Below are 23,892 nucleotides of genomic sequence, written 5' to 3' on the forward strand. Positions count from 1 at the left end.
CCGTCCCGCACGACCTGCGCATCCTCGGCCCTGACCAGGCGAGTTCAGGAGGAGCCGCAGGTCAATCGGCTGTTGACAGGACGCGGAGGTCGGCCGGTAGGTTCTGCCGGGTCCACCACCTCCAGGTACGACCGGGGAATTCCGCGCAGTCGTCGAACGCAGCCGGATCACGGGGTGGTGCGCCCACCGGCGCACCACCGGCGAGGTCCGGGACCGGCGCCCGCGCCACGGGGCGCCGGAACGTTCCGGCCGGTCGGCCAGGTGCGACCCGGGTGGGGCCCGGGCGTTCAGTAGACAACGGCTCTCGGTCATCCGCAGCCAGCGGGTCCCAGGCCGGCCCGAAGGACGCCCGGCCCCGATCCGCAGTGAAACGCGCTCGCTATGGTGGTCCCCTTGTGAACGAAGTGAAGGGGAACCTGTGAAAGACGGCGGTGGGCGCACGTTCGGCCCTCTGGGCACGGCCTTGGTGATCATCCCGACCTACAACGAGGCGGAGAACATCAAGACCGTCGTGGGCCGCGTCCGGGCCGCCGTGCCCGCGGCCCACGTGCTCGTCGCCGACGACAACAGCCCCGACGGCACCGGCAAGCTCGCCGACGAGCTCGCGGCCGCCGACGACCAGGTCCACGTCCTGCACCGCACCGGCAAGGAGGGCCTCGGCGCCGCCTACCTCGCGGGCTTCGCCTGGGGCATGGAGCACGACTACGGGGTCCTCGTCGAGATGGACGCCGACGGCTCCCACCAGCCCGAGGAACTGCCCCGGCTGCTCACCGCCCTCAAGGGCGCCGACCTCGTGCTCGGCTCGCGCTGGGTGCCCGGCGGGCGGGTCGTCAACTGGCCCAAGTCCCGGGAGTTCCTCTCGCGTGGCGGCTCCACGTACTCCCGGCTGGTGCTCGACGTGCCGATCCGGGACGTCACCGGCGGCTTCCGCGCCTTCCGCCGCGAGACCCTCGAGGGCCTCGGCCTCGACGACGTGGCCTCGCAGGGCTACTGCTTCCAGGTCGACCTCGCCCGCCGGGCCGTCAAGGCCGGCTACCACGTGGTCGAGGTGCCCATCACGTTCGTGGAGCGCGAACTGGGCGACTCCAAGATGAGCAAGGACATCGTCGTGGAGGCCCTGTGGCGCGTCACCGCGTGGGGTCTGGGGGAGCGCGTGGGCAAGGCCGTCGGCCGCCGCCCCGAGAGCCGCTGAGCGCCGTCCGGGCGTTTTTCCGGGTTCGGCGATCTTGATCCCCCGCTTACGCCACTTGGACGCCGCCCCAGGCACACTGGGGGCATGACCACTGGCACTCCGCCCCGGCGCTCCCGGGTCCGCAGGTTCCTCCCGCTCGGCATCGCCGCCTGGGCGGTCCTCGAGGTCTGGCTGCTCATGCTGGTGGCTGGGGCGGCCGGAGGCTTCACGGTCTTCCTGGTTCTCGTGGCCGGCCTGGTCCTCGGCGCCGTCGTGATCAAGGCCGCGGGCCGCCGCGCGTTCCAGAACCTGAGCGAGACGATCCAGCGCGCGCAGACGAACCCGGCGGCGGCGCCCGCCGAGCCGCGCACGCAGGGCAACGGGCTGCTGATGCTCGCGGGACTGCTCCTGATGATCCCCGGCCTGATCACGGACGCCCTCGGTCTGCTGCTCCTCGTGCCCCCGGTGCGGGGCGCCCTGAGCCGGTACACGGAGCGGGCGGTCGAGCGCCGGATGAGCACGGCGGCCGAGGGCACGCTGGGCGGTGCCTTCCAGCAGGCGCGGATGCGTCAGCCCGGCACGACCGTGATCCAGGGCGAGGTGGTCCGCGAGGACGACCGCCCGGGATCCCACCGCGACGACTCCGAGCCGCGCCCGCCGATCATGCCGTCCTGAGGGCCGGACGTTCGGGCCGCACGTTCAGGTCGGGCGTTCAGGTCGGCCGGCCCCGGGACAGCCTTCGGCCCGGGGGGAAGCTTCGGGACGGCCTCGGTCACCCCGGGGACGGTGTTCGGGCCGGTGACCGGGCGGATTCCGACCGCTGCCCGCCGACATGCGACAGGCGACCGCCGGGCGGGCCCCTCGCGGGCGCTCTCACCGGAATCGGCTCGGATGCCGCCGGGTTCGGTGCCCGAGGCGGCCCCGCCAGGGATCAGGGATCAGGAGACGAACGCGGAAACGGCCTGGGGCCGGACACACGGTGTGTGTCCGGCCCCAGGCCGTTTGAACGAACTGCTTGCGGGATCCCGCAGGGTCACGCGGACTTGCGGCTGTCCCTCGGGTGAACCGCGATGTTCATCGCGCCCGAGCGCAGCACCGCCAGACGCTCCTCGAGGACCTCTTCGAGCTCCTCGCGGGTGCGCCGCTCCATCAGCATGTCCCAATGCGTGCGGGCGGGCTTCGCCTTCTTCTCCTCAGGGCCGTCACCGTCGACCAGAAGTGCCTGGGCCCCGCAGACCTTGCACTCCCACTCCGGCGGAATTTCGGCCTCCACCGAGAAGGGCATCTCAAAGCGATGCCCCTTCTCGCATGCGTACTCCACGGCCTGGCGCGGGGCCAGGTCGATGCCGCGGTCCGTCTCGTAGCTGGTCACCACGAGGCGTGTGCCGCGAAGAGCTCGCTCACTCATGAATCGTGCCTCCCGGGCTTGTCGCCCACAGGACAGGTGTCGCTGTCGTCGTCATCCGGTCAACGTCCGGTCGGCGGTAAAGATTCCCGTTCCGGGTCATGCGTCGCCGTCGTAGCCGCCCCTTGTTGTACCCACCTGCGCCCGGTTTGTCACATCTGACACCAGATGTCACCTAGCGTTTGTCAGACTTGACGTGCAGTAACGGTACGCCTGGCAGGCCAACCGCGTACACTACCGGCCTTTGGCGTCCGGCGCTAAATCCTGCTGGGTACGGGATTGCCCGCGTCGCGCACCGCCTGCCGCATCGGCACCCGCGCGAGCAGCACGAAGCCGAGCGCGAAGAACGCCACCAGGGACACGATCGCGTCCCGGTAGCTGCCCGTCAGCTGGTAGGCGAGCCCGAACACCAGGGGCCCCAGCCAGGACATGCCCCGGTCGCTCATCTCGTACGCGGAGAAGTACTCGGCCTCCTTGCCGGCCGGCACCAGATGCGAGAACAGGGAGCGCGACAGGGCCTGAGTGCCGCCCAGGACCAGGCCGATCCCGACCGCGAGGGCGAAGAACCACACGGGCGCGCCCGCCGGGAGGAAGTAGCCCGCCCCGATCGTCACCGTCCACGCCACGAGCGAGCCCAGGATCGTGCGCTTGCCCCCGTACCTGCGGGCCAGCCGCCCCATGGCGAGGGCACCCACCACGGCCAGGACCTGCACGAGCAGCACCGCCACGATGAGCGTGGACTGCTCGAGCCCCAGCTCCTCGGAGCCGTAGACGGAGGCCTGCGAGATCACCGTCTGCACGCCGTCGTTGTAGACCAGATAGGCGAGCAGGAAGGACAGCGTCAGAGGATGACGGCGCATGTCCATCACGGTGGCCTTCAACTGGCGCAGCCCCGGCGCCGTGCGCGCGGGCGCGTCCGCGGCTCCCCGGTCCCGCAGACGGCGCAACGGCACCAGGGTGAACGCGCCCCACCACACTCCCGCCGTGGCCAGACAGATCCGTACCGCCGCCGACTCCGAGACGCCGAAGGCGTCGTGGTTCAGGTACAGCACCAGGTCGAGGACGAGGACGAGCGCGCCCGAGGCGTAGCCGAACGCCCACCCGCGCGTGGAGACCGCGTCGCGCTCCTCCGGAGGCGCGATCTGCGGCAGATAGGCGTTGTAGAGCACCATCGAGACGGCGAGCGAGGCGTTCGCCACCACCAGGAGGACGCCGCCGAGCAGATAGCGGTGGCCGTCCAGGAAGAACATCCCGGTCGTCGCCGCCGCTCCCGTGTACGCGGAGACGGCGAGCAGTGGTTTCTTGCGGCCCGACCGGTCGGCGGCTGCGCCCGCGAGCGGCATCACGAAGATCGCGAGGATCACCGAGAGCGAGACGGAGTAGGCGAAGAACGAGCCCGCGCGGACCGGGATCCCGAGCGGATGCACATAGCCGTCCGCGTCGGCCGCGGCCTTGGCGACCGAGGTGAGGTACGGCCCCAGGAACACCGTCAGGACGCTGGTGGAGTACACCGAGCAGGCCCAGTCGTAGAAGTACCAGCCGCGCTGCTCGCGCCGGCGTGCGGCGAGCGCCTCGGCGCCCGGCCCCGTGTCCCGCACGGTCTCGGTCCCCACCCGTGCCCCCTCGCAGTCCCCGTGATCCTGGAGCGCCGCCGGCGTCAGGCCCAGGTGCCCAGGTCCTTGAGGACGTCGCGCAGCGTCTCGATGTGATCGGAAACTATGCCATCGACCCCGAGCGCGAAAAGGCGTCGCATCTCGCTCTCCTCGTTCACCGTCCACACGTGCACCTGCAGCCCGCGCGCGTGGGCGGCGCGCACGAAGCGCCGGTCCACCACGCGCACCCCGTACTGCGCGACGGGCACCTGCGCGCACACCGCCGAGCGGTTCAGCGGGGCCGGCATCCCGTAGGAGCGCAGCCGCAGGCCCGCGATGCCCGCGGTGCCGTACGAGGTGGCCAGGCGTGGGCCCGCCAGGGTGCGGGCGCGGGCGACGCGGGACTCGGAGAAGGAGCCGACGCAGACGCGGTCCCACGCGCGCGTGCGCTCGATCAGGGCGAGGAGCGGGGCGAGCGCGGGCTCCGCCTTCACGTCCACGTTCCAGCGGACGTCGGGGAAGGTCTCCAGGAGTTCCTCGAAGAGCGGCACCGGCTCGCGGCCCGCCACGCGCGCGTGGCGCACGTCGTCCCACGGCAGCTCGGCGATCCGGCCGTGCCCGTCGGTCACCCGGTCCAGGGTCGCGTCGTGGAACGCGACGAGCCGCCCGTCGGCGGTGGCGTGCACATCCGTCTCGATGTAGCGGTAGCCGAGGCCGACGGCGCGGCGGAACGCGGCGACGGTGTTCTCCAGGCCGTCCGCCGCCCCGCCGCGATGAGCGAGGGCGAGCGGGCCGGGATGGTCGAGATAGGGGTGGCGTACGGGCTCGGTCACTTGCGCAGTATCGCCCGGACGGATGACGAGCCGGCGACCACTCCGGAACCGCCCGGGGACGTGGGGCCGGCGAAGACGCGCAGGAAGAACTGGGCCAGCGGGCCGATCGCCAGGGCGTAGGCGACCGTGCCGACGCCGATCGTGCCGCCCAGGGCGAAGCCGGTGGCGACGACGGTGATCTCGACGACCGTGCGCATCAGGCGGATCGAGCGGCCGGTGCGCTGGTTCAGGCCCGTCATCAGGCCGTCGCGCGGGCCCGGACCGAACCGGGCCGCGATGTACAGGCCCGTCGCCACGCCGTTCAGCACGATCGCGGCCACGAGGAGCGGGACGCGCAGCGCGAGCGCGTGCACGTCGGGCACCACGGCGAGCGTGCCGTCGATCGCCAGGCCCACCACGAAGACGTTCGAGACCGTGCCGAGGCCGGGCCGCTGGCGCAGCGGCACCCAGAGCAGCAGCACGATCGCGCCCACGATGATGGAGACGACGCCGATGGAGATGCCGGTCAGCTCGGTCAGCCCCTGGTGCAGCACGCCCCACGGCTCCAGACCGAGCCCCGCCTCCACGAGCAGCGCCGAGCTGACGCCGTACAGGACCAGGCCCACGTACAGCTGGACGAGCCGACGGACCAGTGAGCCGCCGGACGACGCGGAAGAACCGGAGGAACCCGAAGAAGCGGGAGAACCGGGAGAACCGGGAGAGCCGGACAAGAAGTGCCCCCTGTAGTGGTGGTGGACTGGCTCATGACACTCTGTGGCTCGGAAGTGGATGCCAACCATGGCCAATTCCGGGAAGGTGGACTGGACGTCATGGCCCAGTGGACTTCGGCGATCGGGTCGGCCCAGCTCGCCCGGTTGCTCACCTCGCAGCAGCCGCGGTCGGCCGGCACCGGCGCCAAGCGCCCGCCCGCCTATCGCGCCCTCGCCGACGGGATCCGGCTGCTCCTGCTGGAGGGCCGGGTCACGGTCGCCACCCGGCTGCCCGCCGAGCGCGAGCTCGCCGTCGCGCTCTCCGTGAGCCGCACCACCGTGGCCGCCGCCTACGAAGCGCTGCGCGGCGAAGGCTTCCTGGAGTCCCGCAGGGGAGCCGGCAGCTGGACCGCCGTGCCCGCGGGCAACCCGCTGCCCGCGCGCGGCCTGGAGCCGCTGCCGCCCGAGGCCCTCGGCTCGATGATCGACCTCGGCACCGCGGCCCTGCCGGCCCCCGAACCCTGGCTCACGCGCGCCGTCCAGGGCGCCCTGGAGGAGCTGCCCCCGTACGCGCACACGCACGGTGACTACCCGGCCGGGCTGCCCGCGCTGCGCTCGATGATCGCCGACCGCTACACGGTGCACGGCATCCCGACCATGCCCGAGCAGATCATGGTCACCACCGGCGCGATGGGCGCCATGGACGCGATCTGCCACCTGTTCGCGGGCCGCGGTGAACGCGTCGCCGTCGAGTCGCCCTCGTACGCGAACATCCTGCAGCTCATGAAGGAGGCGGGCCTGCGGCTCGTGCCCGTAGCCATGGCGGACGGGCTCGGCGGCTGGGACCTCGACCGGTGGCGTCAGGTGCTGCGCGACGCCGCGCCGCGCCTCGCCTATGTGGTGGCCGACTTCCACAACCCCACCGGGGCGCTCGCCGACGAGGAGCGGCGCCGCTCCCTGGTGGACGCCGCCCGGTCGGCCGGCACCGTGCTCGTGGTCGACGAGACCATGACCGAGCTGTACTTCGACCCGGATCTGGAGATGCCGCGCCGGGTGTGCGCCTTCGACCCGGCGGGCTCCACGGTGATCACGGTCGGCTCGGCCAGCAAGGCGTTCTGGGCGGGCATGCGCATCGGCTGGGTGCGGGCCGCCCCGGACGTCATCCGCAGCCTCGTCGCCGCGCGCGCCTACGCGGACCTGGGCACCCCGGTCCTGGAGCAGCTGGCCGTGAACTGGCTGATGCACACCGGGGGCTGGGAGGAGGCCGTCGAGCTGCGCCGCGGCCAGGCCCGGGAGAACCGGGACGCGCTGGTGGCGGCCGTGCGCCGGGAGCTGCCCGACTGGGAGTTCGACGTGCCCGACGGAGGACTCACGCTCTGGGTGAAGGCCGGCGGCCTGTCGGGCTCGCGCCTGGCCGCGCTGGGGGAGCGGGTCGGGGTGCGGGTGCCGTCGGGGCCCCGGTTCGGCGTCGACGGCGCGTTCGAGGGCTACGTACGGCTGCCGTTCACGGTCGGCGGGGCGGTGGCCGACGAGGCGGCGCTGCGGCTCGCCGCGGCGGCCCGGCTCGTCCGCGACGGCCAGGGTGCGGGCGGGGACGTGCCGCGCACCCTGATCGCCTAGGGCCTTCCTCTAGCGCTCGGCCAGTGCCTCGGCCTCGTCCGCGACGCCCGGCTCCGGCACGGACTCGACGGCGCTGTCGCCGGGAGTGACCCGCTCGGGCAGCAGCGCGAGCACCGCCTGCCGGTGCGTCTCGCTCGTCGCGTCGTCGTACGGGTCCGAGGTGGCCGGCACCTGGAGGCGGTGGACGGGGCCCGTGCCGAGGCGGGCGTAGCCGCGGCCGGCCGGGACGTCGTCCGCGGGAGTGGTCCGCGGCAGCGTGCCGAGGACCTCGCGCATCTCCTCGTCGCAGGCCGGGCCGAGCAGCACGCGCGCGCGGGTGTGCTGCCGCACGGGCTCGCTCAGGGCGTCGAGGCTGTCGAGCTGCTCGGCGACGACGACCGTGACCCCGGCCGCCCGGCCGTGCCGCAGCGGGACCTGGAGCAGCGTCTGCGGGTCCGTGCGCCCGTCGGCCGCCGCGAGGTGCCCGAGGGCGCCGGGGCGGTCGAGGAGGATCCACAGCGGGCGTCGCACGTCGTCCGGCACCGGGTGTCCGGCCTGCCGGGCCCGGTTCGCCGCGATGAGCCGGCGCTCCGTCTCGTGCGCGGCCCATTCGAGGCTGGCGAGCGCGCCCGCGAGGCCGCACTCCACGGCGAGCACCCCGGAGCGCCCGACCAGGCACGCGTAGTCGCCCGTGCCGCCGCCCTCGACGACCAGCACGTCGCCGTGGCGCAGCGCCTGGAGGGCGACGGAGCGCATCAGGGAGGTGGTGCCGCTGCCGGGGCGGCCGGCGATCAGCAGGTGCGGCTCCGTGGAGCGCGGCCCGGTGCGCCAGACGACGGGCGGCACGTCGCGCTGCTCGTCGCCGTCCAGGACGGGGAGCGTGCGCTGCACGGCGGTCCCGTCGGTGAAGCCGAGCACCGTCTCGCCGGGGGAGGTGACGAAGTGCTGGGCGGCGATCTTGGTGGTGAGCGGGGCGAGGACGGTCACCGTGAGGTGGTTGCCCTCCTCGTCCCACTGGAAGTGGTACTCGCGGCCCCGGCCGAGCTTCGCGTGGAGCAGCTGCTCGATCCGGGCGCGGGACTCCGCCTCGCCGTCGGTGAAGTAGGCGGGGTAGCGGATCGAGAGCCGGTCGAAGCGACCGTCCCCGTCGAAGTCGTACGTCTCGAAGGCCTGCTCCCAGGCGCCGCCGTGGGCGTACAGGGGGCTCGGGTCCTCGGGGACCGAGAAGTACGGGACGAGTGCCTCGTAGACCGCGCTCAGGCGCTGCACCTGCGAGGCGTCGGGGCCGGTCTGCACCGGCGGCTTGGGGTCGCGGCCCTTCCAGCCGGCGGCCGCCATGAGCGCGATGAGCGCGAGCAGCGGCCCGTACGGGATGAACACCACGACCAGGATCACGGCCCCCACCAGGAACAGCAGCGGTCCGCGCTTGTCCTTGGGGGTCTCGACCCACTTGCGCCGCCCGGCGGCTGCCAGCCGGCGCAGTCCACGGGTGACCGTGATGAGGGGATGGAGGACGTCGGTGGCGCCGTCGGCGGCCGTCCGTGCCATTTCCCGGCTCCGGGCGATGGATGCGCTGCCGGTGCTCAGAATGCGGGGGAGTGGACGCCTGGCCACGTCGGTCTCCTGGGGGTGAGTGCGGGTGGGTGGGCCGTCAGAACTTGATCCCGCCGAGCAGGCTGGCGAGGCTCTGCCCGCCCGCCTTGATGCTCGGGGCGATGGCCGTGCCCGCCAGGTAGAAGCCGAAGAGGGCGCAGACGAACGCGTGTGAGGCCTTCAGTCCGTCCTTGCGGAAGAACAGGAAGACGATGATGCCGAGCAGCACGACGCCCGAGATGGACAGGATCATGAGGGTTCTCCTGGTTGGTGGGGACAGTCACCATGAGTACTTCCAGGCTCACAGCATGTATCTATACGACAAAAGGTGCAAACGGGTGGAAATTTATTCATTTCACCCGTTCGATGCCTCGCGGGGTGAGACGGGGCCGGGGTGTGGGGACTGGTTGATCTTTGCCTCGACGGGGTCGGGTCATGTACCCGGACGGGCAGTACCCTGGCGATTCACTCGTACGGCCGCACGGCCGTACCAGGCACGAATGACGAAAGGCGGTCCGGCAGATGAGCGAAGCCCCCGACCCCGAGGTCGTGGAGCTGGCCGGCAAGATCTTCGACCTCGCGCGCCGCGGTGACGCCGACGCGCTCGCGAAGTACGTGGACGCGGGCGTTCCGGCGAACCTGACGAACGACCGGGGCGACACGCTCGTCATGCTCGCCGCCTACCACGGGCACGAGGACGCCGTCCGGGCCCTCGTGGCGCGCGGCGCCGACGTGAACCGGGCCAACGACAAGGGCCAGACCCCGCTCGCGGGCGCCGTCTTCAAGGGCGCCGACGCCGTGATCCGGGCTCTCCTGGACGGCGGCGCCGACCCCGCCGCGGGCACTCCTTCGGCCCTCGACACGGCCCGGATGTTCGGTAAGGCGGAGCTCCTGGAGCTGTTCGGAGCGTCCTGACGCACCGGCTTTGACCAGGCACGACGGGGGTGCAGGAAATGTGGTCGCGGTGGGTGGAACCGCTGGGTCATGATGACGGCGTGATTTACGGACGCGACGGCGGGGCAGGTGGTGCCCACGTGCCGCGCGGCCCGTAACCGGCCCGGTTCCGGGCCTTGGACGAGAGGCAGAGAGATGGTCTACAGCAAGCAAGAGACGGCGGGCGCTCCGACGTGTTGTCGCGTGACCAGGTAGTTGCAGGTTCCCGGTTGCGTCGACGCTTGATGTGAGGCTGTTTCCCATGTTCGAACCGGTCATAGCGCCCAGCGGTACGCTGCTCGGCCTGCTGCAGAGGGGCCGCGGCGACGGCACCCTGCACGCGCTGACGGCACCGCGGGACGAGGCGCTCGCGGCTCTCAATCACTGTGTGCTGAGCGATCCCCGCCACGACTGGCAGGTGGAGAACCGCTCGCTGTACTACGCCCGTCTCTACCTCGACCTCCACGGCGAGCTCGGGGAGATCGAGGCGCACCTCTTCGACCCCGAGGACCTCGTCGACACCGACGAGTCCCGCACGGGGCTCGCCCTCGCCGTCCTCGGCCACCTCGCCTCCTACGGCAGGCGGGACGCGCTCGAACTGCTCCGCAGGTACGCGGCGTTCGGCGGGAACTGGACGTGGGCGCTCGACGAGCTCGCCCTGCGGGACGACGACGCGGGCCTGCGCGCCCTCGCCGTGCCCGTCCTCGCGCGCTACCCCGAGCACGCCGAGGCCGAGCTCGTGGCCGCCGTGCGCGACGCCTTCGAGCCGCGCCCCTGGCGGCTGTGGGCCGAGGACCCGCGCCCCGAGGTCGGCGCCCGCGTACGGGCCGCCCAGGAGGCCGGCTCCTTCGACCGCTGGCAGCGCCAGATGCGGCCCGCCGGACCCCGCCCCGGGTGGAGCGTCCAGGCCGTCTTCGACTGGGCGCAGGAAGGCCTCGACCGCGGCGCGCTGCTCCATGTGCCCGCCGCCCGCTGCCTCACCGCCGTCGCCGGCCCCGAGGACCGGCCCGAGATCGTGCGGGCCGCGCTCCACGGCCACGACGGAGCCCGCTGCACCGCATTGCGCTACCTCGCCGACGCGCATGATCCCGAGGTGCTCGACCTCGTCGCCGCCGCCGTGGAGAGCCCCTCCCGCACGGTGGTGGACGCAGCCCTCGACGCCTTCGAACGGATGCGCAGCGTCGCCGCCGTCGAGCGCGCCCGGCAGTGGGCCCGCCGCCCCGACGCCCTCGGCGCCGCCGCCGGCCGCGTGCTCGCCTGCAGAGGCGCCGCCCAGGACGGCGAGCTCGTCCTGTGGGCCCTGCGCGAGGCCGTCCGCGGCGACGGCTACGACGCCCCCACCCTGTGGCCCCTCGTCGACGGGGCGGGCCGCCTCGGCATCGCCTGCGCCGCCCCCGTGCTGCGCCACGTCTACCGCGAGACGGCCTCGTCCCATCTGCGCGGCCGCGCCGCCCGCGCCCTCGCCGCCACCGATCCCTCCTTCGCCGCCGGCTTCGCCGTCGAATGCCTGTGGGACTGCGAGGAGTCCACCCGCGAGATCGCCGCACGGCACGCCGAGACCGGCGACGCCCGCGTCGTCGACCAGCTGCGCCGCCTCGCCGCCGATCCGGCCGAGGAGGCCGAGGTGCAGACGGCCGTACGCAGCCGCATCGGCCCCGACGCACCGGCCCTGTGAGCCGCTGAGACACAGGAGGTGGCCCGCCGGTCGGGGGGGCCGCCTCCTGGCGTTTCCCGGGGCGTTCCCCCGGGCCGCGCAACGCTCACGGGACGTTCCTCGCCAGGAAAGATCCACGTCGACGCGACCACGTCCGGCCCGGCGACAACACCCGTATGCGTGTCGTCATCGTGACCGAGTCCTTCCCTCCCGACCTCAACGGTGTGGCGCACTGCGCCCTGCAGACCGCACGGCACCTCGCCGCCCGCGGACACGACCCCCTCGTCGTCGCCCCGGCCACCGCCGCCGGGCCCGAGGCGGACGCCGGCGCCCCCTGCCCGGTCGTCCGCGTCCCGTCCCTCCCGCTGCCCGGCTACCCCCAGGTCCGCGTCGCCCTCCCCAGCCGCCGCATCGCCCAGGCCCTGGTCGCACACCGGGCCGAACTCGTCCACCTGGCCGGCCCGTTCGTGCTCGGCGTGCGCGGCATGGCCGCCGCCGTCCGGCACCGCGTCCCCGCCGTCGCCGTCTACCAGACCGACCTCGCCGGCTACGCCCGCACCTACATGGGCGCGGGGGAGGGCACGGCCTGGCGGCGCCTGCGGAGCGTGCACGCCGCCGCCGACCGCACCCTGGCCCCGTCCAGCGCCGCCCGGCGCGACCTGGAGGCGCACGGCGTCCCCCGCGTACGCCTGTGGCCCCGCGGCGTCGACTCCGTACGCTTCCGGCCCGAGCGGCGCGACCCCGCCCTGCGGGCCCGGCTCGCCCCCGGAGGAGAACTGCTCGTCGGCTACGTGGGCCGGCTCGCCCCCGAGAAGCAGGTCGAACTCCTCGCCCGCACGTGCGCCCTCGACGGCGTACGGGTCGTCGTCGTGGGCGACGGGCCCAGCGAGACCCCGCTGCGCGCCGCGCTGCCCGGCGCGATCTTCCTCGGCCGCCGCACCGGCGACGAACTCGCCCGCCTCTTCGCCTCGTTGGACGTCTTCGTGCACACCGGCCCCTACGAGACCTTCTGCCAGACCGTCCAGGAGGCCATGGCCTCCGGAGTCCCGGTCGTCGCCCCGGCCGCCGGCGGGCCCCTCGACCTCGTCCGCCACGGCGGCACCGGGCTCCTCGTGCCGCCCGGCGACGCCGACGCCGTGCGCGACGCCGTGTGGTCCCTCGCCGCCGACCCCGCCCTGCGCGCCGCCTACGGGAGCGCGGGCCGGGCCGCCGTCGCCGGACGCACCTGGGAGGCCGTCGGCGACCAGCTCCTGGAACACTACGCCGAAGTGCTCCACGCCCGCGCGGCGGTGGCGGCATGAGCGGCGCCCTGCGGATCGTCCGCCTCGCGAACTTCGTCGCCCCAGCCTCGGGGGGCCTGCGCACCGCCCTGCGCGAACTGGGCGCCGGGTACCGGGCCGCCGGACACGAACCCGTCCTCGTCGTCCCCGGTGAACGCCACACGGATCAGGACACCGCACAGGGCCGCGTGATCACCCCGCCCGGTGCCCTGCTGCCCGGCACCGGCGGCTACCGCGTCCTGACCGACCGGCGGCGCACCACCCGCCTCCTCGCCGGCCTGCGCCCGGACCGCCTGGAGGTGTCCGACCGCACGACCCTGCGCTGGACCGGCGAATGGGCCCGCCGCGCGCGCGTGCCCGCCGTGATGGTCTCCCACGAGACCGCCCACGGCGTGCTGCGCACCTGGGGGCTGCCCGAACCCGCCGCACGCCGTGCCGCCGACGCGCTCAACTCCCGCACGGCGCACGCCTACGCGCGCGTGGTGTGCACGACGGAGTGGGCCGAGCGGGAGTTCGTCCGGATCGGCGCGCGCAACGTCGTCCGGGCGCCCCTCGGCGTCGACCTCGCCCACTGCCGGCCCGAACGCCACGACGCCGCGGTCCGGGCCCGGTACGCGCGCGAGCACGAGATCCTCCTCGTGCTGTGCACCCGGCTGTCCGTCGAGAAGCGCCCCGGAGTCGCACTCGACGCGCTGGCCGCGCTGCGCGGCGGCGGGGTCCCGGCCCGGCTCGTCGTCGCGGGCGACGGGCCGCTGCGCGCCCGGCTCGAACGGCGTGCCGCGGCCGGACACCTGCCGGTCGCCTTCCTCGGGCACCTCGCCGACCGGGCCGCCCTCGCCGCGCTCCAGGCGAGCGCGGACGTCTGCCTGGCACCTGGCCCCGCCGAGACCTTCGGCCTCGCCGCCCTGGAGGCCCTCGCCTGCGGCACCCCCGTCGTCGTCAGCGCCTCCTCCGCCCTCCCGGAGGTGGTCGGCTCGGCGGGCGCCGTCGCCGCCGACCACGGTGCCGCGTTCGCCGAGGCGGTACGGGAGGTGCTCGGGCGCCCCGCGCGGGTCCGCAGGTCGGCGGCACGCGCGCGGGCGGAGTCGTTCGGCTGGGACACGGCGGTGGCCGCGTTCCTGGCCGCGCACGACGCGCCGGTGCGGGTCGCTAGACCAGTACGCGAGGTGATCGGGGCCGCTCTGCGGACGGCCGACGTCCCGGAACGGAGGGCGGCGTGAAGGCCCTGCGGTACGCGGCGCTCGGGGACTCGCTCACCGAGGGGATCGGGGATCCCGTGGACGGCCGTCCACGGGGGTGGGCGGCGCTGCTCGCCGGCGGACTCACGCCCGGTGAACGGCCCGTCGAGTTCCGCAACTTCGCGGCCAGCGGCGCCCAGACCGGCGACGTGCTCACCCGGCAGCTGCCCGCCGCGCTGGCCTTCGGCCCCGACCTCGCCTCCGTGATCGTCGGCGTCAACGACACCCTGCGCCGCACCTTCGACGTCCACGCGGTGGCCACCCGGCTCGACACCGTCTACGGGGCGTTCGGTGCGCGCGGCACCGTCGTGCTCACCGCCTGCCTGCCCGACCCCGGAGCCCTCCTGGGGCTCCCCGGCGCCCTGGCCCGCCCGCTCGGGCGCCGCCAGGACGCCGTGAACTCCGTGGTCCACGCCCTCTCCGAGCGGCACGGAGCGCTTCATCTGCACGCCTGCGACGACGGCTGGGTCGCAGACCGCGCCCTGTGGAGCGCGGACCGGCTGCACCCGGGGGAGCGCGGCCACCGGTTGCTCGCCGCCCGCGCGCACGCCGTGCTGGCCGCCGCCGGGGTGGCCCGCGGAACGGCCCCGGACCTCGCGCCCGAGCGGCCCGCGCCGACCCGGGCGGCCGGCCTGTGGTGGCTGGCCACCGCGGGCACCGGCTGGGTCGCCCGGCGCTGCACCGACCTGCTGCCGAACCTGCTGGCCCTCGCCGCCGACGAGGTGCGGCACGGGGTGCGGGGGACCGGCGCGCGGCTCGACGTACGCGCCTCCGCGGCGGTCGCCTCCGCGCTGTCCTCCCTGACCGTCCGCGCAGGGCCCGAAGGGCCCCGGGTGCGGGCCGGCTAGCCCCGCTCGGGCGGGTGGAGCCGGCGGAAGTACGTCCAGCTCGTCTCGTTCGGCTCGCTCCACTTCTCGGGGGCGCGGGCGAACTCCGGGTGCCGCGCGGCCACGTACGCGCGCGTGCGCTCGGGAACCTCCTCGTACGCGCCGAGTTTGCGCCCCCGGCAGTGGAAGGTCAGCCCGCCCGGCCGCTGCCCCCGCTCCATCCAGGGCAGCCACGGGGACTGCCGGGTCCACGACATCGTCGCGGGGACGCTCGGCGCGGACCCGGCCAGATCGCCCCGGCCGGCGAAGAACTGGAAGAGCTCCAGGGCCCGGTAGGTGTCGCCGGACGAGTGGACCGGGTAGTCGGCCACGGGCAGGGGCGAGGGGTAGGCGAGCGGGATCTCCAGGCTGAAGCAGAGCTGCTCGCCCAGCTCGGTCGTCGGGACCGGGAAGGGGCGCCACTTCTGGTTCGCCGGGTCGTTCCAGACGTGCACCACCGGCAGGCCGTTCCAGGTCTCCAGGATCTCGCGGGTGACGGGATCCAGATAGAAAGCGGCTTCCCGGGACAGCAACCGGTAGGCGTCCGGACCCTGTTCGGCGTCCTCCACGAGGCGCGCGACATTGAACCCCTCGAAGCCGAAGAGCCGCACGTACGGCTCGTCCGGCGCCCAGGAGTACACGTCCCCCGACCACCAGTAGGTGACCTCCGCGCCGTCGAGCGAGGCCCGGGTGCGGGCGAAGGAACGGAGCCGGTCCACGGGTGTCGTCATGATCGGTACTCTGCGCGAGCGGCGCCCGCCCCACCCCTTCCTTGGCGGCCTTTTTATGGGCCTCTTTCGGACACATCTCCTCATGGGCGGAGATCGTTCAACGATCCTTCGATACGCATGTTGTCTCGTTCCTGGATGTGCGCTTGAATGCGCCCGTGGCCACGGAAGAACTGCACGCACTCGCGGACGACCGCGCGCTGCTGGGACGCACCAGCACCGCGGAGCGCGTCGCCGACATCCTCCGCAGCCGGATCGCGGAGGGCTTCTTCCTGCCCGGCACCCGGCTCTCCGAGGACAGCATCGGCGGCGCCCTCGGCGTCTCGCGCAACACCCTGCGCGAGTCCTTCCGCCTGCTCACCCACGAGCGCCTGCTCGAACACCGGCTCAACCGCGGGGTGTTCGTCCGGGTCCTCAGCGTCGACGACGTCCAGGACATCTACCGCACCCGGAGCATGATCGAGTGCGCCGTCGTCCGCTCGCTCGGCCGGCCGCCCTACGCCCTCGACCGCGTCGCCGCAGCCGTCGCCGAGGGACAGCGCGGCGCGAAGAAGCGCGAGTGGAAGGTCGTCTCCACCGCCAACATCCACTTCCACCAGGAACTCGTCGCCCTCGCCGGCAGCGAGCGCACCGACGAACTGATGCGCAGCGTCCTCGCCGAACTGCGCCTCGCCTTCCACGTCGTCGACGACCCGCGCCGCCTCCACGAGCCCTACCTCGTCCGCAACCAGGAGATCGTCGACACCCTCGCCGAGGGCCGCAGGGACGCCGCCGAGAAGCTGCTCGCCGACTACCTCGACGACTCCCGCGACGGTCTCGTCGAGGCCTACACCCAGCGCCTGCCGCACGACGCCTGACGCCTCGCGCCCCGCCCGCCGCGGCCGCTCGCCGGCCCAGGGCATTAGCGCCGTTTCGACCGTTGTCAGACCCAGCGCCTACTCTGTCCTGCGTGACTTCGCCTGCCACCACGGACTCCGCTCCGCCCCAGCTCAGCGCGGCGCCGCGACCCGCACCGGGCCCGGCCGCCGACGAAGGGCTCGCGCGGCGGCTGCGCGCGCTCGCCTGCACCGCGCCGCTGCACGACCTGGACGTGCGCAAGGCCAATCTCGCGGGCGAGTACTCGACGTACGGCATGGCCGAGGTGGCGCTCTCCGCGATCGACCTCGTGACGCTGAACATGGACTTCGACACGGGCGCCGACCACGAGCAGATAGTGGCTCGTCTGCTGCCCCGCGTCGCCGCCCAGGCCCCGGGCCGCCCCGCCGCCGAGCACGAGCGCGTGGCCCGCTGGGTCCTGGAGAACCTGATCAACGTCGGCAGCGTGGACCGCGGCTTCCGCGCCGTCTACGGCACCTTCGGCCCCGACGGCACGTACGTCCGCAGGGACTACGACTTCAAGCTCATCGAGGAGGTCCCGGGCTACGGGGGCGGCGTCTACCTGCGCACGACCGACGAGGCGGTCAACGTGCTGGTGGGCGCCCTCGACACGGACGTGACCAGCGCCCAGATCGCCGCCGAGGTGAAGCTGGAGGTGCTGATCAGCCGCGGCCGCCTCGCCGACGCCCAGCTCGCCGCCGAGCAGGCCCGCTACCGGACGGTCCAGTACTCGGAGACCCTCCGCAAGGCGCTCGACGCGACCCGGCGCAATGTCCGCGCGGTCGACTGGCTCCAGGCCGTCCCCGACATGATCGCCGAGGCCCTCGACCACGTGGCCGACCGCTACCGCCACGAGAACGCGATCCTGACGAACATCCGCAAGGCTCGCGACGAGTCGGAGGAGCCCGAGCACAAGCGCCGCGCCGCCGAGCTCGTCGACATCGTCAAGGACTGCATCCGCCGCCACACCCAGCTCCAGTCCCGCCTCCTGGAGGCCGGGCCGCTCTTCCGCGCCGAGCAGGACCGCCAGGCCTTCGCCGCCCCCACCACCCGCACCGGCCTCGACCTGTACGGGCAGCTCGTCGCCCCCCTGCTGCCGCTCCCCGTGGAGAGCGCGATCAAGGTGACCGACGCGTTCTTCGCCCGCGGCACCGGCCTGCGCACCCCCGTCTCGGTCCGCGTCGGCGACCTCGTCGACATCCTGCTCACCCCGCCCCAGGAGCGCGAGCACCTCGGCGCCGAGATGCCCGAGCCGGACCTCATCGCGACCCCGGACGACAGCCGGTTCAGCGAGGAGCAGCTCGCGAGCGCCATGGAGCTGCTCGACCTGCCCTCCGACGCGCCCCGCCGGCTCTCGGGCCTGCTCGCCGAGGCCCGCACCCGCGATCCCGAACTGCCGTACCTGGTCGCCCTGCTGGCCGTCCACGCGGCGAGCCCGCCGGTCGGCACCGCCTACCGTCAGGGCGAGCCGAAGCTGCTGTTCGCCGTGGACGACGGCACCGAGCTCGACGACCCCGAGTTCGGCGGCGCCGACCTCATCGTCGGCACCGCGCTGCTCGACGCCGCCGGCATGGCCGCCGACCGGACGGAGGCCGCATGACGCGCGCCACCGGACCCGCCACCGAGCACGCCCCCGCACGCACCGCCGGGACGGCCACCACGTACGACCCCGCACGCACCGCCGGACCCGGCCCCGGCCGCACCGCCGCGGGAACCGCAGCATCCGCAGGAAACACCGAGGAGCACCGCCCGTGACCGAGCACCCCGAAGAGCACGCCGAGTGGGGCGAGCCCGAGGCACCCGGCACCGGACCGGTCAGGGCCCCCGCGTCCGTCACCCCGGCCGACGCCGCCGACGCGGCCCGCCTGGTCTCCTTCGGCCTCCAGCCCAAGCTCCAGCCCTCCCGCGACCAGGAGTACGCCGAACTGCTGCGCCGCTACCGGGAGGACCCCGCGTTCGCCCGGCTCGCCGACGCCGTCGCCACCGGCCTCGGCCTCGTCGTCCTGGAGGTGTCCCCGCGCGCGGGCATGGCCGTCACCGCCGCCGAGGACTCCGTGTTCGCCGTCCGCATGGGTGACTACGCGCGCCGTACCGCCGCCGACTCCACCGACCGCTTCCTGCACGGCCTCGCCCACCTCGCCGTCGCCGCGCTCGCCTTCCCCCGCCCCGAGGACCTCGCCGACGACGGCTACATCGGCCGCGTGAGTGTCAACGGGGTGGACGCGTTCGTCCGCCAGGCCTGCACCAAGCTGGAGGAGCGCGCAGAGGAGGAGGGGGAGAACACGGACCCGGCGACCGACGCCCCCGGCCTCGAAGCCGCCTGGCGGATCTGGGCCCGGCGCAGCTCCACGGGCGCCACCAAGGACGCGCGCAGACTCGCCGGTTCGACCACCGGCATCGTCGGCAAGGCGCTCGCCTTCCTCACCGACTCCGGCTTCCTGCAGCGCACCGGGGACGACGGCGGCGGCACCTACCGCACCACGGCGCGCTACCAGCTCCAGGTCCGCGACATGGCCGGCACCGCCGCCATGGCCGAGCTCCTCGACCTGGGTGTGGTCCCGGTGACCGACGGCTCCGCCACCCTGCTGCCGCCGATGGACGAGGAAGCGGCCGGGCTCGTCGCCGACGCCGGTCTGCCCTTCCACTCCTGACCGGGCCCGCCCCCACCTGAACTTCCGTACCTACCACGAGAGTCCGCCATGTACGAGCTGTCCCGGGTCCGCCTCTACTCCATCGGGCCTGCCGGTGCGCGCTACGCCGACACCGTGCTCGACCTGCGAGGAGTGGGCGCGCCGGTGCCCGACCCCGCGCCCCAGCAGGCGGAGTTCTTCGAGGACGAGCCCGTGGGCCCGCCGCGCCGCCCCGCCCCCGCCGGCGTGCTGTTCCTGGAGAACGGCGGCGGCAAGTCGGTCCTGCTCAAGCTGATCTTCTCCGTGATGCTCCCCGGCCACCGGAACACGCTGGGCGGTGCCAGCTCCGGCGTGCTGCGCAAGTTCCTCCTCGCCGAGGACTGCGGACACGTCGCCCTGGAGTGGCAGCACACCCTCACGGGCGAACTGGTCGTGGTCGGCAAGGTCAGCGAATGGCGCGGCCGCCAGGTCTCCAACGACCCGCGGAAGTTCGCCGAGGCCTGGTACTCCTTCCGGCCCGGCCCCGGCATGAGCCTGGACGCCCTGCCCGTCGCCGAGGCCACCGCCGTACGCCCCGTCGCCGAAGGCGCCTCGGGCGCCCAGGGCCGCCGCCGCACCATGAAGGGCTTCCGCGACGCCCTCACCGAGGCGGGCAAGGCGTACGCCCACCTGGAGGTGCACTGGGAGGAGATCCACGACCGGTGGAACGAGCACCTCGGCGACCTGGGCCTGGACCCCGAACTGTTCCGCTACCAGCGGGAGATGAACGCGGACGAGGGCGAGGCCGCCGGCCTGTTCGCCGTCAAGAAGGACTCCGACTTCACCGACCTGCTGCTGCGCGCCGTCACCGACACCCGTGACACGGACGGCCTCGCCGACCTCGTGGGCGGGTTCGGGAACAAGCTGGGCCGGCGCGCCGAGCTGATCGCCGAGCGCGACTTCACCGCAGGCTCCGTCGACCTGCTCACCCGTATCGTCGAAGCCGCCGACACCCGCGCCCGCGCCCGCGACATCCACACCGCCTCCGAGCGCCGCACCCGCACCCTCGCCCGCCGCCTCTCCGCCCGCGCCGCCGTCGAGCGGGGCCGCGCCGGCGACCTCGCCCAGCAGGTCACCGCCGCCGCGCACACCGTCACCGGCGCCGACACGGCCCGCGAGCGCAGCGCCCTGATCGCGGCCGAACTGGCCTACCGGCACGCCTCCCTGGCGCTCGCCGGCGCCGAGAAGGCCGCCGCCGCCCAGAAGCGCGAACTGGCCGACGCCCGCACCCTGTACGCCGCCTGGCAGGCCGCCGAGGCCGTGCTGCGCCACCGCGCCGCCGCCGACCGCTCCGCGCGCGTGGCCGTCGCCATCCGCGAGGCCGAGCGCGACGCCGCCCCCGCCCTCGCCGCCCGCGCCAAGGCCGCCTCCGATCTCGTACGGGCCCTGCACGGCGCCGCCGAGAAGGCCGAGCAGCACGCCAACGAGGAGGAGGCGCGCTCCGCCGTCCTCCAGGAGGCGGGCGAGACCGCGCACCGCGACGCGACCGCCGCCGCCACCGAGGCCCAGCGCGCCCGCAGCGAGCTCGGGCACCTGCGCCAGCGCCTGGCCGAGGTCGAGCAGGAGACCGCCGAGGCCGTCCGGGCCGGCTGGATCGACGACAGCGCGCCCGACGCCGACCCGGCCCGCGCCGCGCTCGCCGCCGCCGACGCCGAGAAGACCACCGTCGCCGCCTGGGACACCGCCCGCGAGGCCGCCCGCCGTGCCACGGAGCACGCGCGCGAGGCCGCCGCCGCGGAGGCCCGCGCCGAGCTCACCGCGGCCCGCGCCGCCGACGCCGCGAGCGCCGCGGAGCGCGCCCATCGCGACGAGGAGCGCACCGCCGCCTCCCTCGCCGAGGAGGAGCGCCTCGCCGCGCTGCTCGGCACCGGCGGCACCCCCCTCGCGGAGGAGGAGAACTTCGGCGCGGCGGGCGGCGGCTTCCCCGGCGCAGTCCGCGCCCGCGCCGTCGCCGGCCTCGTCCCGCAGCCCCGCACCGACAGCGCGACCAGCACCGAGGGCCGGCTCACCGCGGAGGACCTGGACCGCGCCGCCGACGACCTCAAGGTGCTGCTCGACGACTCGGTGGCCTCCGCCGAGCGCCGCCTGTTCGAGCTGCGCACCGCCGCCGCGGACGACGCGCGCATCCTCGGCGCCCTCGGCGACGGCGGCCTCCTGCCGCCCGGCCCCGATGTTCTCGCCACCGTCGAGTACCTGGGCGAGCACGGCATCCCCGCGCTCCCGGGCTGGCGCTACCTCGCCCAGGCCGTCGACCCGGCCGACCACGCGCGCGTGCTCGCCGCCCGGCCCGAGCTCGTCGACGGCGTCATCATCACCGACCCCGACTCGCACGCCCGCGCCCGCGAGACCCTCGCCGGCGCCGCCCTGCTGCCCCGCTCCGCCGTCGCGGTCGGCACGGCGGCCGCGCTGCTCGCCCCGACCCCGGCCGAGCCGGCGCCCGGCATCGATGACACCGGCGTCTTCCTCGTGCCGCCGAACCCGGCCATGCACGACGAGCACGCCGCCGACGAGGAGCGTCAGGCCCTGCGCGAGCGTGCCGCGCTGCGCGACGAGGACATCCGGGTGCTCGCCGCCCGCCTCGGCAAGGACCGCGAGCTGGCCGCCCGCCTCTCCTCCTGGCGCTCCGGCTGCCCCGCCGGGCGCCTCGCGGAGCTGGCCGCGGCCGCCCGCGACGCCCGTGCCTTCGCCGAGGAGGCCGAGGCCGAGCTCGCCGAGGCCCGCACCGCGCGCGCCGAGGCCGACGAGACGGCCGCCGAGGCGATCCATGTGCGCGACGAGCGTCAAGAGGCCGCGCAGAAGGCCCGCCGCGCCGCCGACGCACTCGCCGGACTCGCCTACCGGCTGCGCGAGCGCGCCGCCTGGCAGGCCAAGGTCCGTGAACTGGCGGACGAGGCCGTCGAGTCCGAGGCCCGCGCCCAGACCTGCCTGGAGCGCGCCCGCGCCGCCGACGAGGACCGCCGCGCCGCCCAGCGCTCCGCCGACGACGCCCACCGCACCGCCCGCACCCTGCGCGCCGAGCGTGCCGAGATCGCCGGCGCCCCCGACGACGTACCGGAGGGCGAGACCCCGCAGGCCTCGCTGCCCGCGCTGCGCGAGGCGTACCGGGCCGCCTCCCAGGTCTACGAGAAGGTCGGCGTCGGCGCCGACCTGCGCGCCGAGCAGGCCCGCGCGGAGAGCGACGAGTCCGCCGCCCTCGCCGAGCTGGACCGGCTCAGCAACAAGGTCCGCACCCGTGCCGCCGCCCTCCTCGAATCGCCCGAGGGCTCGGACGGGCCCTCCCGGCAGGCCGCCGCGGCCCGCGCCGAGGAGCTGGTCCAGCTCCTGGAGACCCGCGCCTCCACCGCCAGCGAGCAGCTCGGCCGGCTGCGCGGCGAGGCCGAGCGGCACGCCCCCGAGGACGACGCCGACGCGCACACCGAGCTGCCCGAGGAGCTCGTCCCGGACGGCACCGAGCACGCCCAGACCCTGCTGCGCACGGCGACGGGCGAACTGGCGGCGCACACCGAGGCGCTGAGCGCCGCGCGCGCCGCCCACGCCGAGCTGCTCGACGCCCACCGCGCCGCCGAGGACGGGGCGGGCGGCTTCGACGAGACCGCGGCCCTCCTGCGCGACCTGCTGCGCGACCACACCGCGGACGCCGACGAGCAGGAGGAGCCCGAGCCCTACCCCGGCTCCCTGGAAGAGGCCCGCCGGGCCGCCGCCGAGTCCCGGCGCTCGCTGCGCGGCTGCGCCGCCGACCTGTCCACCGCCGAGGCCGCCGTCCGCGAGGCGAGCGACATCCTCGTACGGCACGCGAACTCGACGCGGTACGAGCAGGTGCGCACGCCCGCGCGACAGCAGATCCGGGAGCTGCCCGCGGTGGCGCTGCCGGAGCACGCGCAGAAGTGGGCCGACGCGTTCGCACCCCGGCTGCGCGTCCTCACCGACGAACTGGCCCAGCTGGAGCGCAACAGGGACTCGATCGTGGACCGTCTGCGCGGCCTCGTGGAGTCCTCGCTGGCCACGCTGCGCTCCGCCCAGCGCCTGTCCCGGCTTCCGGAGGGGCTCGGCGAGTGGTCCGGCCAGGAGTTCCTGCGGATCCGCTTCGAGGAGCCCGACCAGGCCACACTCACCGAGCGGCTGGGCGAGGTGGTCGACGAGGCGACCCGCGCGGCCGTCAAGAAGAACTCGGACCTGCGCCGCGACGGCATGTCCCTGCTGCTGCGCGGCGTCAGCGCCGCCCTTCAGCCGAAGGGCATCGCCGTCGAGATCCTCAAGCCCGACGCGGTGCTGCGCGCCGAGCGTGTGCCGGTCGGGCAGATGGGCGACGTGTTCTCCGGCGGGCAGCTGCTCACCGCGGCCATCGCCCTGTACTGCACGATGGCGGCGCTGCGCTCGAACGACCGGGGGCGTGACAAGCACCGGCACGCCGGCACCCTGTTCCTCGACAACCCGATCGGCCGGGCCAACGCGACGTACCTGCTGGAGCTCCAGCGCGCCGTGTCGGACGCGCTCGGGGTGCAACTGCTCTACACCACCGGCCTGTTCGACACGACGGCCCTCGCCGAGTTCCCCCTCGTCATCCGGCTGCGCAACGACGCGGACCTGAGGGCCGGGCTGAAGTACATCAGCGTGGAGGAGCATCTGCGTCCCGGACTGCCGCAGCAGGACCCGGAGGGCGAGACCGTGCACGGCGAGATCACGGCCACCCGCATGTACCGCAAGCCGGAGCCGCAGGCGGGCTGACCGCGCGGCCTGCCGACCGGATGACCGACCGGCAGGCCGGC

Annotated in this window: 20 protein-coding genes; 13 read left to right on the forward strand and 7 right to left on the reverse strand. The window is 74.5% G+C overall.

Going from position 1 to position 23,892, the window contains the following annotated elements; genetic code table 11:
- The first annotated feature begins 418 nt into the window (after positions 1-418).
- Together IAG42_RS29970 and fxsA are read left to right on the forward strand one after the other, a co-directional pair.
- Positions 419-1,192, forward strand: a complete 774-nt coding sequence (locus IAG42_RS29970) for a polyprenol monophosphomannose synthase (RefSeq protein WP_188340078.1) — start codon at positions 419-421, stop codon at positions 1,190-1,192.
- A gap of 84 nt (positions 1,193-1,276) precedes the next feature.
- Positions 1,277-1,846, forward strand: coding sequence for an FxsA family membrane protein (gene fxsA / locus IAG42_RS29975; protein ID WP_188340079.1), 570 nt, complete (start codon positions 1,277-1,279; stop codon positions 1,844-1,846).
- 358 nt (positions 1,847-2,204) lie between these two features.
- On the opposite strand, the gene IAG42_RS29980 is transcribed toward fxsA, so the two are convergent.
- The 4 genes from IAG42_RS29980 to yczE all read right to left on the reverse strand — a co-directional run bounded on the left by IAG42_RS29980 (position 2,205) and on the right by yczE (position 5,711).
- Complete coding sequence (locus tag IAG42_RS29980) at positions 2,205-2,579, reverse strand: RNA polymerase-binding protein RbpA (protein WP_003977404.1); 375 nt, start codon at positions 2,577-2,579, stop codon at positions 2,205-2,207.
- 254 nt (positions 2,580-2,833) lie between these two features.
- Complete coding sequence (locus tag IAG42_RS29985) at positions 2,834-4,189, reverse strand: MFS transporter (RefSeq protein ID WP_188340080.1); 1,356 nt, start codon at positions 4,187-4,189, stop codon at positions 2,834-2,836.
- 44 nt (positions 4,190-4,233) lie between these two features.
- Positions 4,234-5,001, reverse strand: coding sequence for a glycerophosphodiester phosphodiesterase (locus IAG42_RS29990; RefSeq protein WP_188340081.1), 768 nt, complete (start codon positions 4,999-5,001; stop codon positions 4,234-4,236).
- The gene (yczE, locus tag IAG42_RS29995; RefSeq protein WP_223206208.1) at positions 4,998-5,711 is read right to left on the reverse strand and encodes a membrane protein YczE; all 714 of its coding nucleotides are present in this window, start codon (positions 5,709-5,711) and stop codon (positions 4,998-5,000) included. The genes IAG42_RS29990 and yczE overlap by 4 nt, the downstream gene beginning before the upstream one ends.
- Before the next feature lie 99 nt (positions 5,712-5,810).
- Between yczE and IAG42_RS30000 the strand changes: the two genes are divergently transcribed.
- Positions 5,811-7,310: an SCO1417 family MocR-like transcription factor gene (locus IAG42_RS30000; RefSeq protein ID WP_188340082.1), complete on the forward strand. Its 1,500-nt coding sequence runs from the start codon at positions 5,811-5,813 to the stop codon at positions 7,308-7,310.
- Positions 7,311-7,319: 9 nt separating this feature from the next.
- Here IAG42_RS30000 and IAG42_RS30005 read toward each other — a convergent pair whose 3' ends face one another.
- Both IAG42_RS30005 and IAG42_RS30010 read right to left on the reverse strand, forming a co-directional pair.
- Positions 7,320-8,903 carry a hypothetical protein gene (locus IAG42_RS30005; protein ID WP_188340083.1) on the reverse strand — a complete coding sequence of 528 codons (1,584 nt, stop codon included), beginning with the start codon at positions 8,901-8,903 and terminating at the stop codon, positions 7,320-7,322.
- Between the two features lie 37 nt (positions 8,904-8,940).
- Complete coding sequence (locus IAG42_RS30010) at positions 8,941-9,135, reverse strand: hypothetical protein (protein ID WP_188340084.1); 195 nt, start codon at positions 9,133-9,135, stop codon at positions 8,941-8,943.
- Positions 9,136-9,404: 269 nt separating this feature from the next.
- On the opposite strand from IAG42_RS30010, the gene IAG42_RS30015 reads away from it, so the two are divergent.
- The 5 genes from IAG42_RS30015 (at position 9,405) to IAG42_RS30035 (ending at position 14,835) form a co-directional block, all read left to right on the forward strand.
- Positions 9,405-9,797 carry an ankyrin repeat domain-containing protein gene (locus IAG42_RS30015; protein WP_188340085.1) on the forward strand — a complete coding sequence of 131 codons (393 nt, stop codon included), beginning with the start codon at positions 9,405-9,407 and terminating at the stop codon, positions 9,795-9,797.
- A gap of 280 nt (positions 9,798-10,077) precedes the next feature.
- A complete protein-coding gene (locus IAG42_RS30020; RefSeq protein WP_188340086.1) occupies positions 10,078-11,490 on the forward strand; it encodes a HEAT repeat domain-containing protein in 1,413 nt (470 codons plus the stop codon).
- Between the two features lie 155 nt (positions 11,491-11,645).
- Positions 11,646-12,770 (forward strand): glycosyltransferase family 4 protein, encoded by a 1,125-nt coding sequence (locus IAG42_RS30025; protein WP_188340087.1) that lies wholly within the window; start codon positions 11,646-11,648, stop codon positions 12,768-12,770.
- Positions 12,767-13,969 carry a glycosyltransferase gene (locus tag IAG42_RS30030; protein WP_188340088.1) on the forward strand — a complete coding sequence of 401 codons (1,203 nt, stop codon included), beginning with the start codon at positions 12,767-12,769 and terminating at the stop codon, positions 13,967-13,969. The genes IAG42_RS30025 and IAG42_RS30030 overlap by 4 nt, the downstream gene beginning before the upstream one ends.
- Positions 13,966-14,835, forward strand: a complete 870-nt coding sequence (locus IAG42_RS30035) for an SGNH/GDSL hydrolase family protein (RefSeq protein WP_188340089.1) — start codon at positions 13,966-13,968, stop codon at positions 14,833-14,835. The genes IAG42_RS30030 and IAG42_RS30035 overlap by 4 nt, the downstream gene beginning before the upstream one ends.
- Here IAG42_RS30035 and IAG42_RS30040 read toward each other — a convergent pair.
- Positions 14,832-15,584 (reverse strand): DUF1838 family protein, encoded by a 753-nt coding sequence (locus IAG42_RS30040; protein WP_188340090.1) that lies wholly within the window; start codon positions 15,582-15,584, stop codon positions 14,832-14,834. The genes IAG42_RS30035 and IAG42_RS30040 overlap by 4 nt on opposite strands.
- A gap of 155 nt (positions 15,585-15,739) precedes the next feature.
- Here IAG42_RS30040 and IAG42_RS30045 point away from each other — a divergent pair, with 155 nt between their 5' ends.
- The 5 genes from IAG42_RS30045 to IAG42_RS30065 all read left to right on the forward strand — a co-directional run bounded on the left by IAG42_RS30045 (position 15,740) and on the right by IAG42_RS30065 (position 23,851).
- Positions 15,740-16,438 (forward strand): GntR family transcriptional regulator, encoded by a 699-nt coding sequence (locus IAG42_RS30045; protein ID WP_188340091.1) that lies wholly within the window; start codon positions 15,740-15,742, stop codon positions 16,436-16,438.
- A 92-nt stretch (positions 16,439-16,530) separates the two neighbouring features.
- Positions 16,531-18,057 carry a hypothetical protein gene (locus IAG42_RS30050; RefSeq protein WP_188340092.1) on the forward strand — a complete coding sequence of 509 codons (1,527 nt, stop codon included), beginning with the start codon at positions 16,531-16,533 and terminating at the stop codon, positions 18,055-18,057.
- A complete protein-coding gene (locus IAG42_RS30055) occupies positions 18,054-18,212 on the forward strand; it encodes a hypothetical protein (protein ID WP_188340093.1) in 159 nt (52 codons plus the stop codon). The genes IAG42_RS30050 and IAG42_RS30055 overlap by 4 nt, the downstream gene beginning before the upstream one ends.
- The gene (locus IAG42_RS30060) at positions 18,209-19,108 is read left to right on the forward strand and encodes a hypothetical protein (RefSeq protein WP_188340094.1); all 900 of its coding nucleotides are present in this window, start codon (positions 18,209-18,211) and stop codon (positions 19,106-19,108) included. Before IAG42_RS30055 ends, IAG42_RS30060 begins: the two co-directional genes overlap by 4 nt.
- A gap of 48 nt (positions 19,109-19,156) precedes the next feature.
- Positions 19,157-23,851, forward strand: a complete 4,695-nt coding sequence (locus IAG42_RS30065; protein ID WP_188340095.1) for a coiled-coil domain-containing protein — start codon at positions 19,157-19,159, stop codon at positions 23,849-23,851.
- Positions 23,852-23,892: the final 41 nt, after the last annotated feature.

It is taken from the genome of Streptomyces xanthii (assembly GCF_014621695.1).
GTDB classification, from domain to species: domain Bacteria; phylum Actinomycetota; class Actinomycetes; order Streptomycetales; family Streptomycetaceae; genus Streptomyces; species Streptomyces xanthii.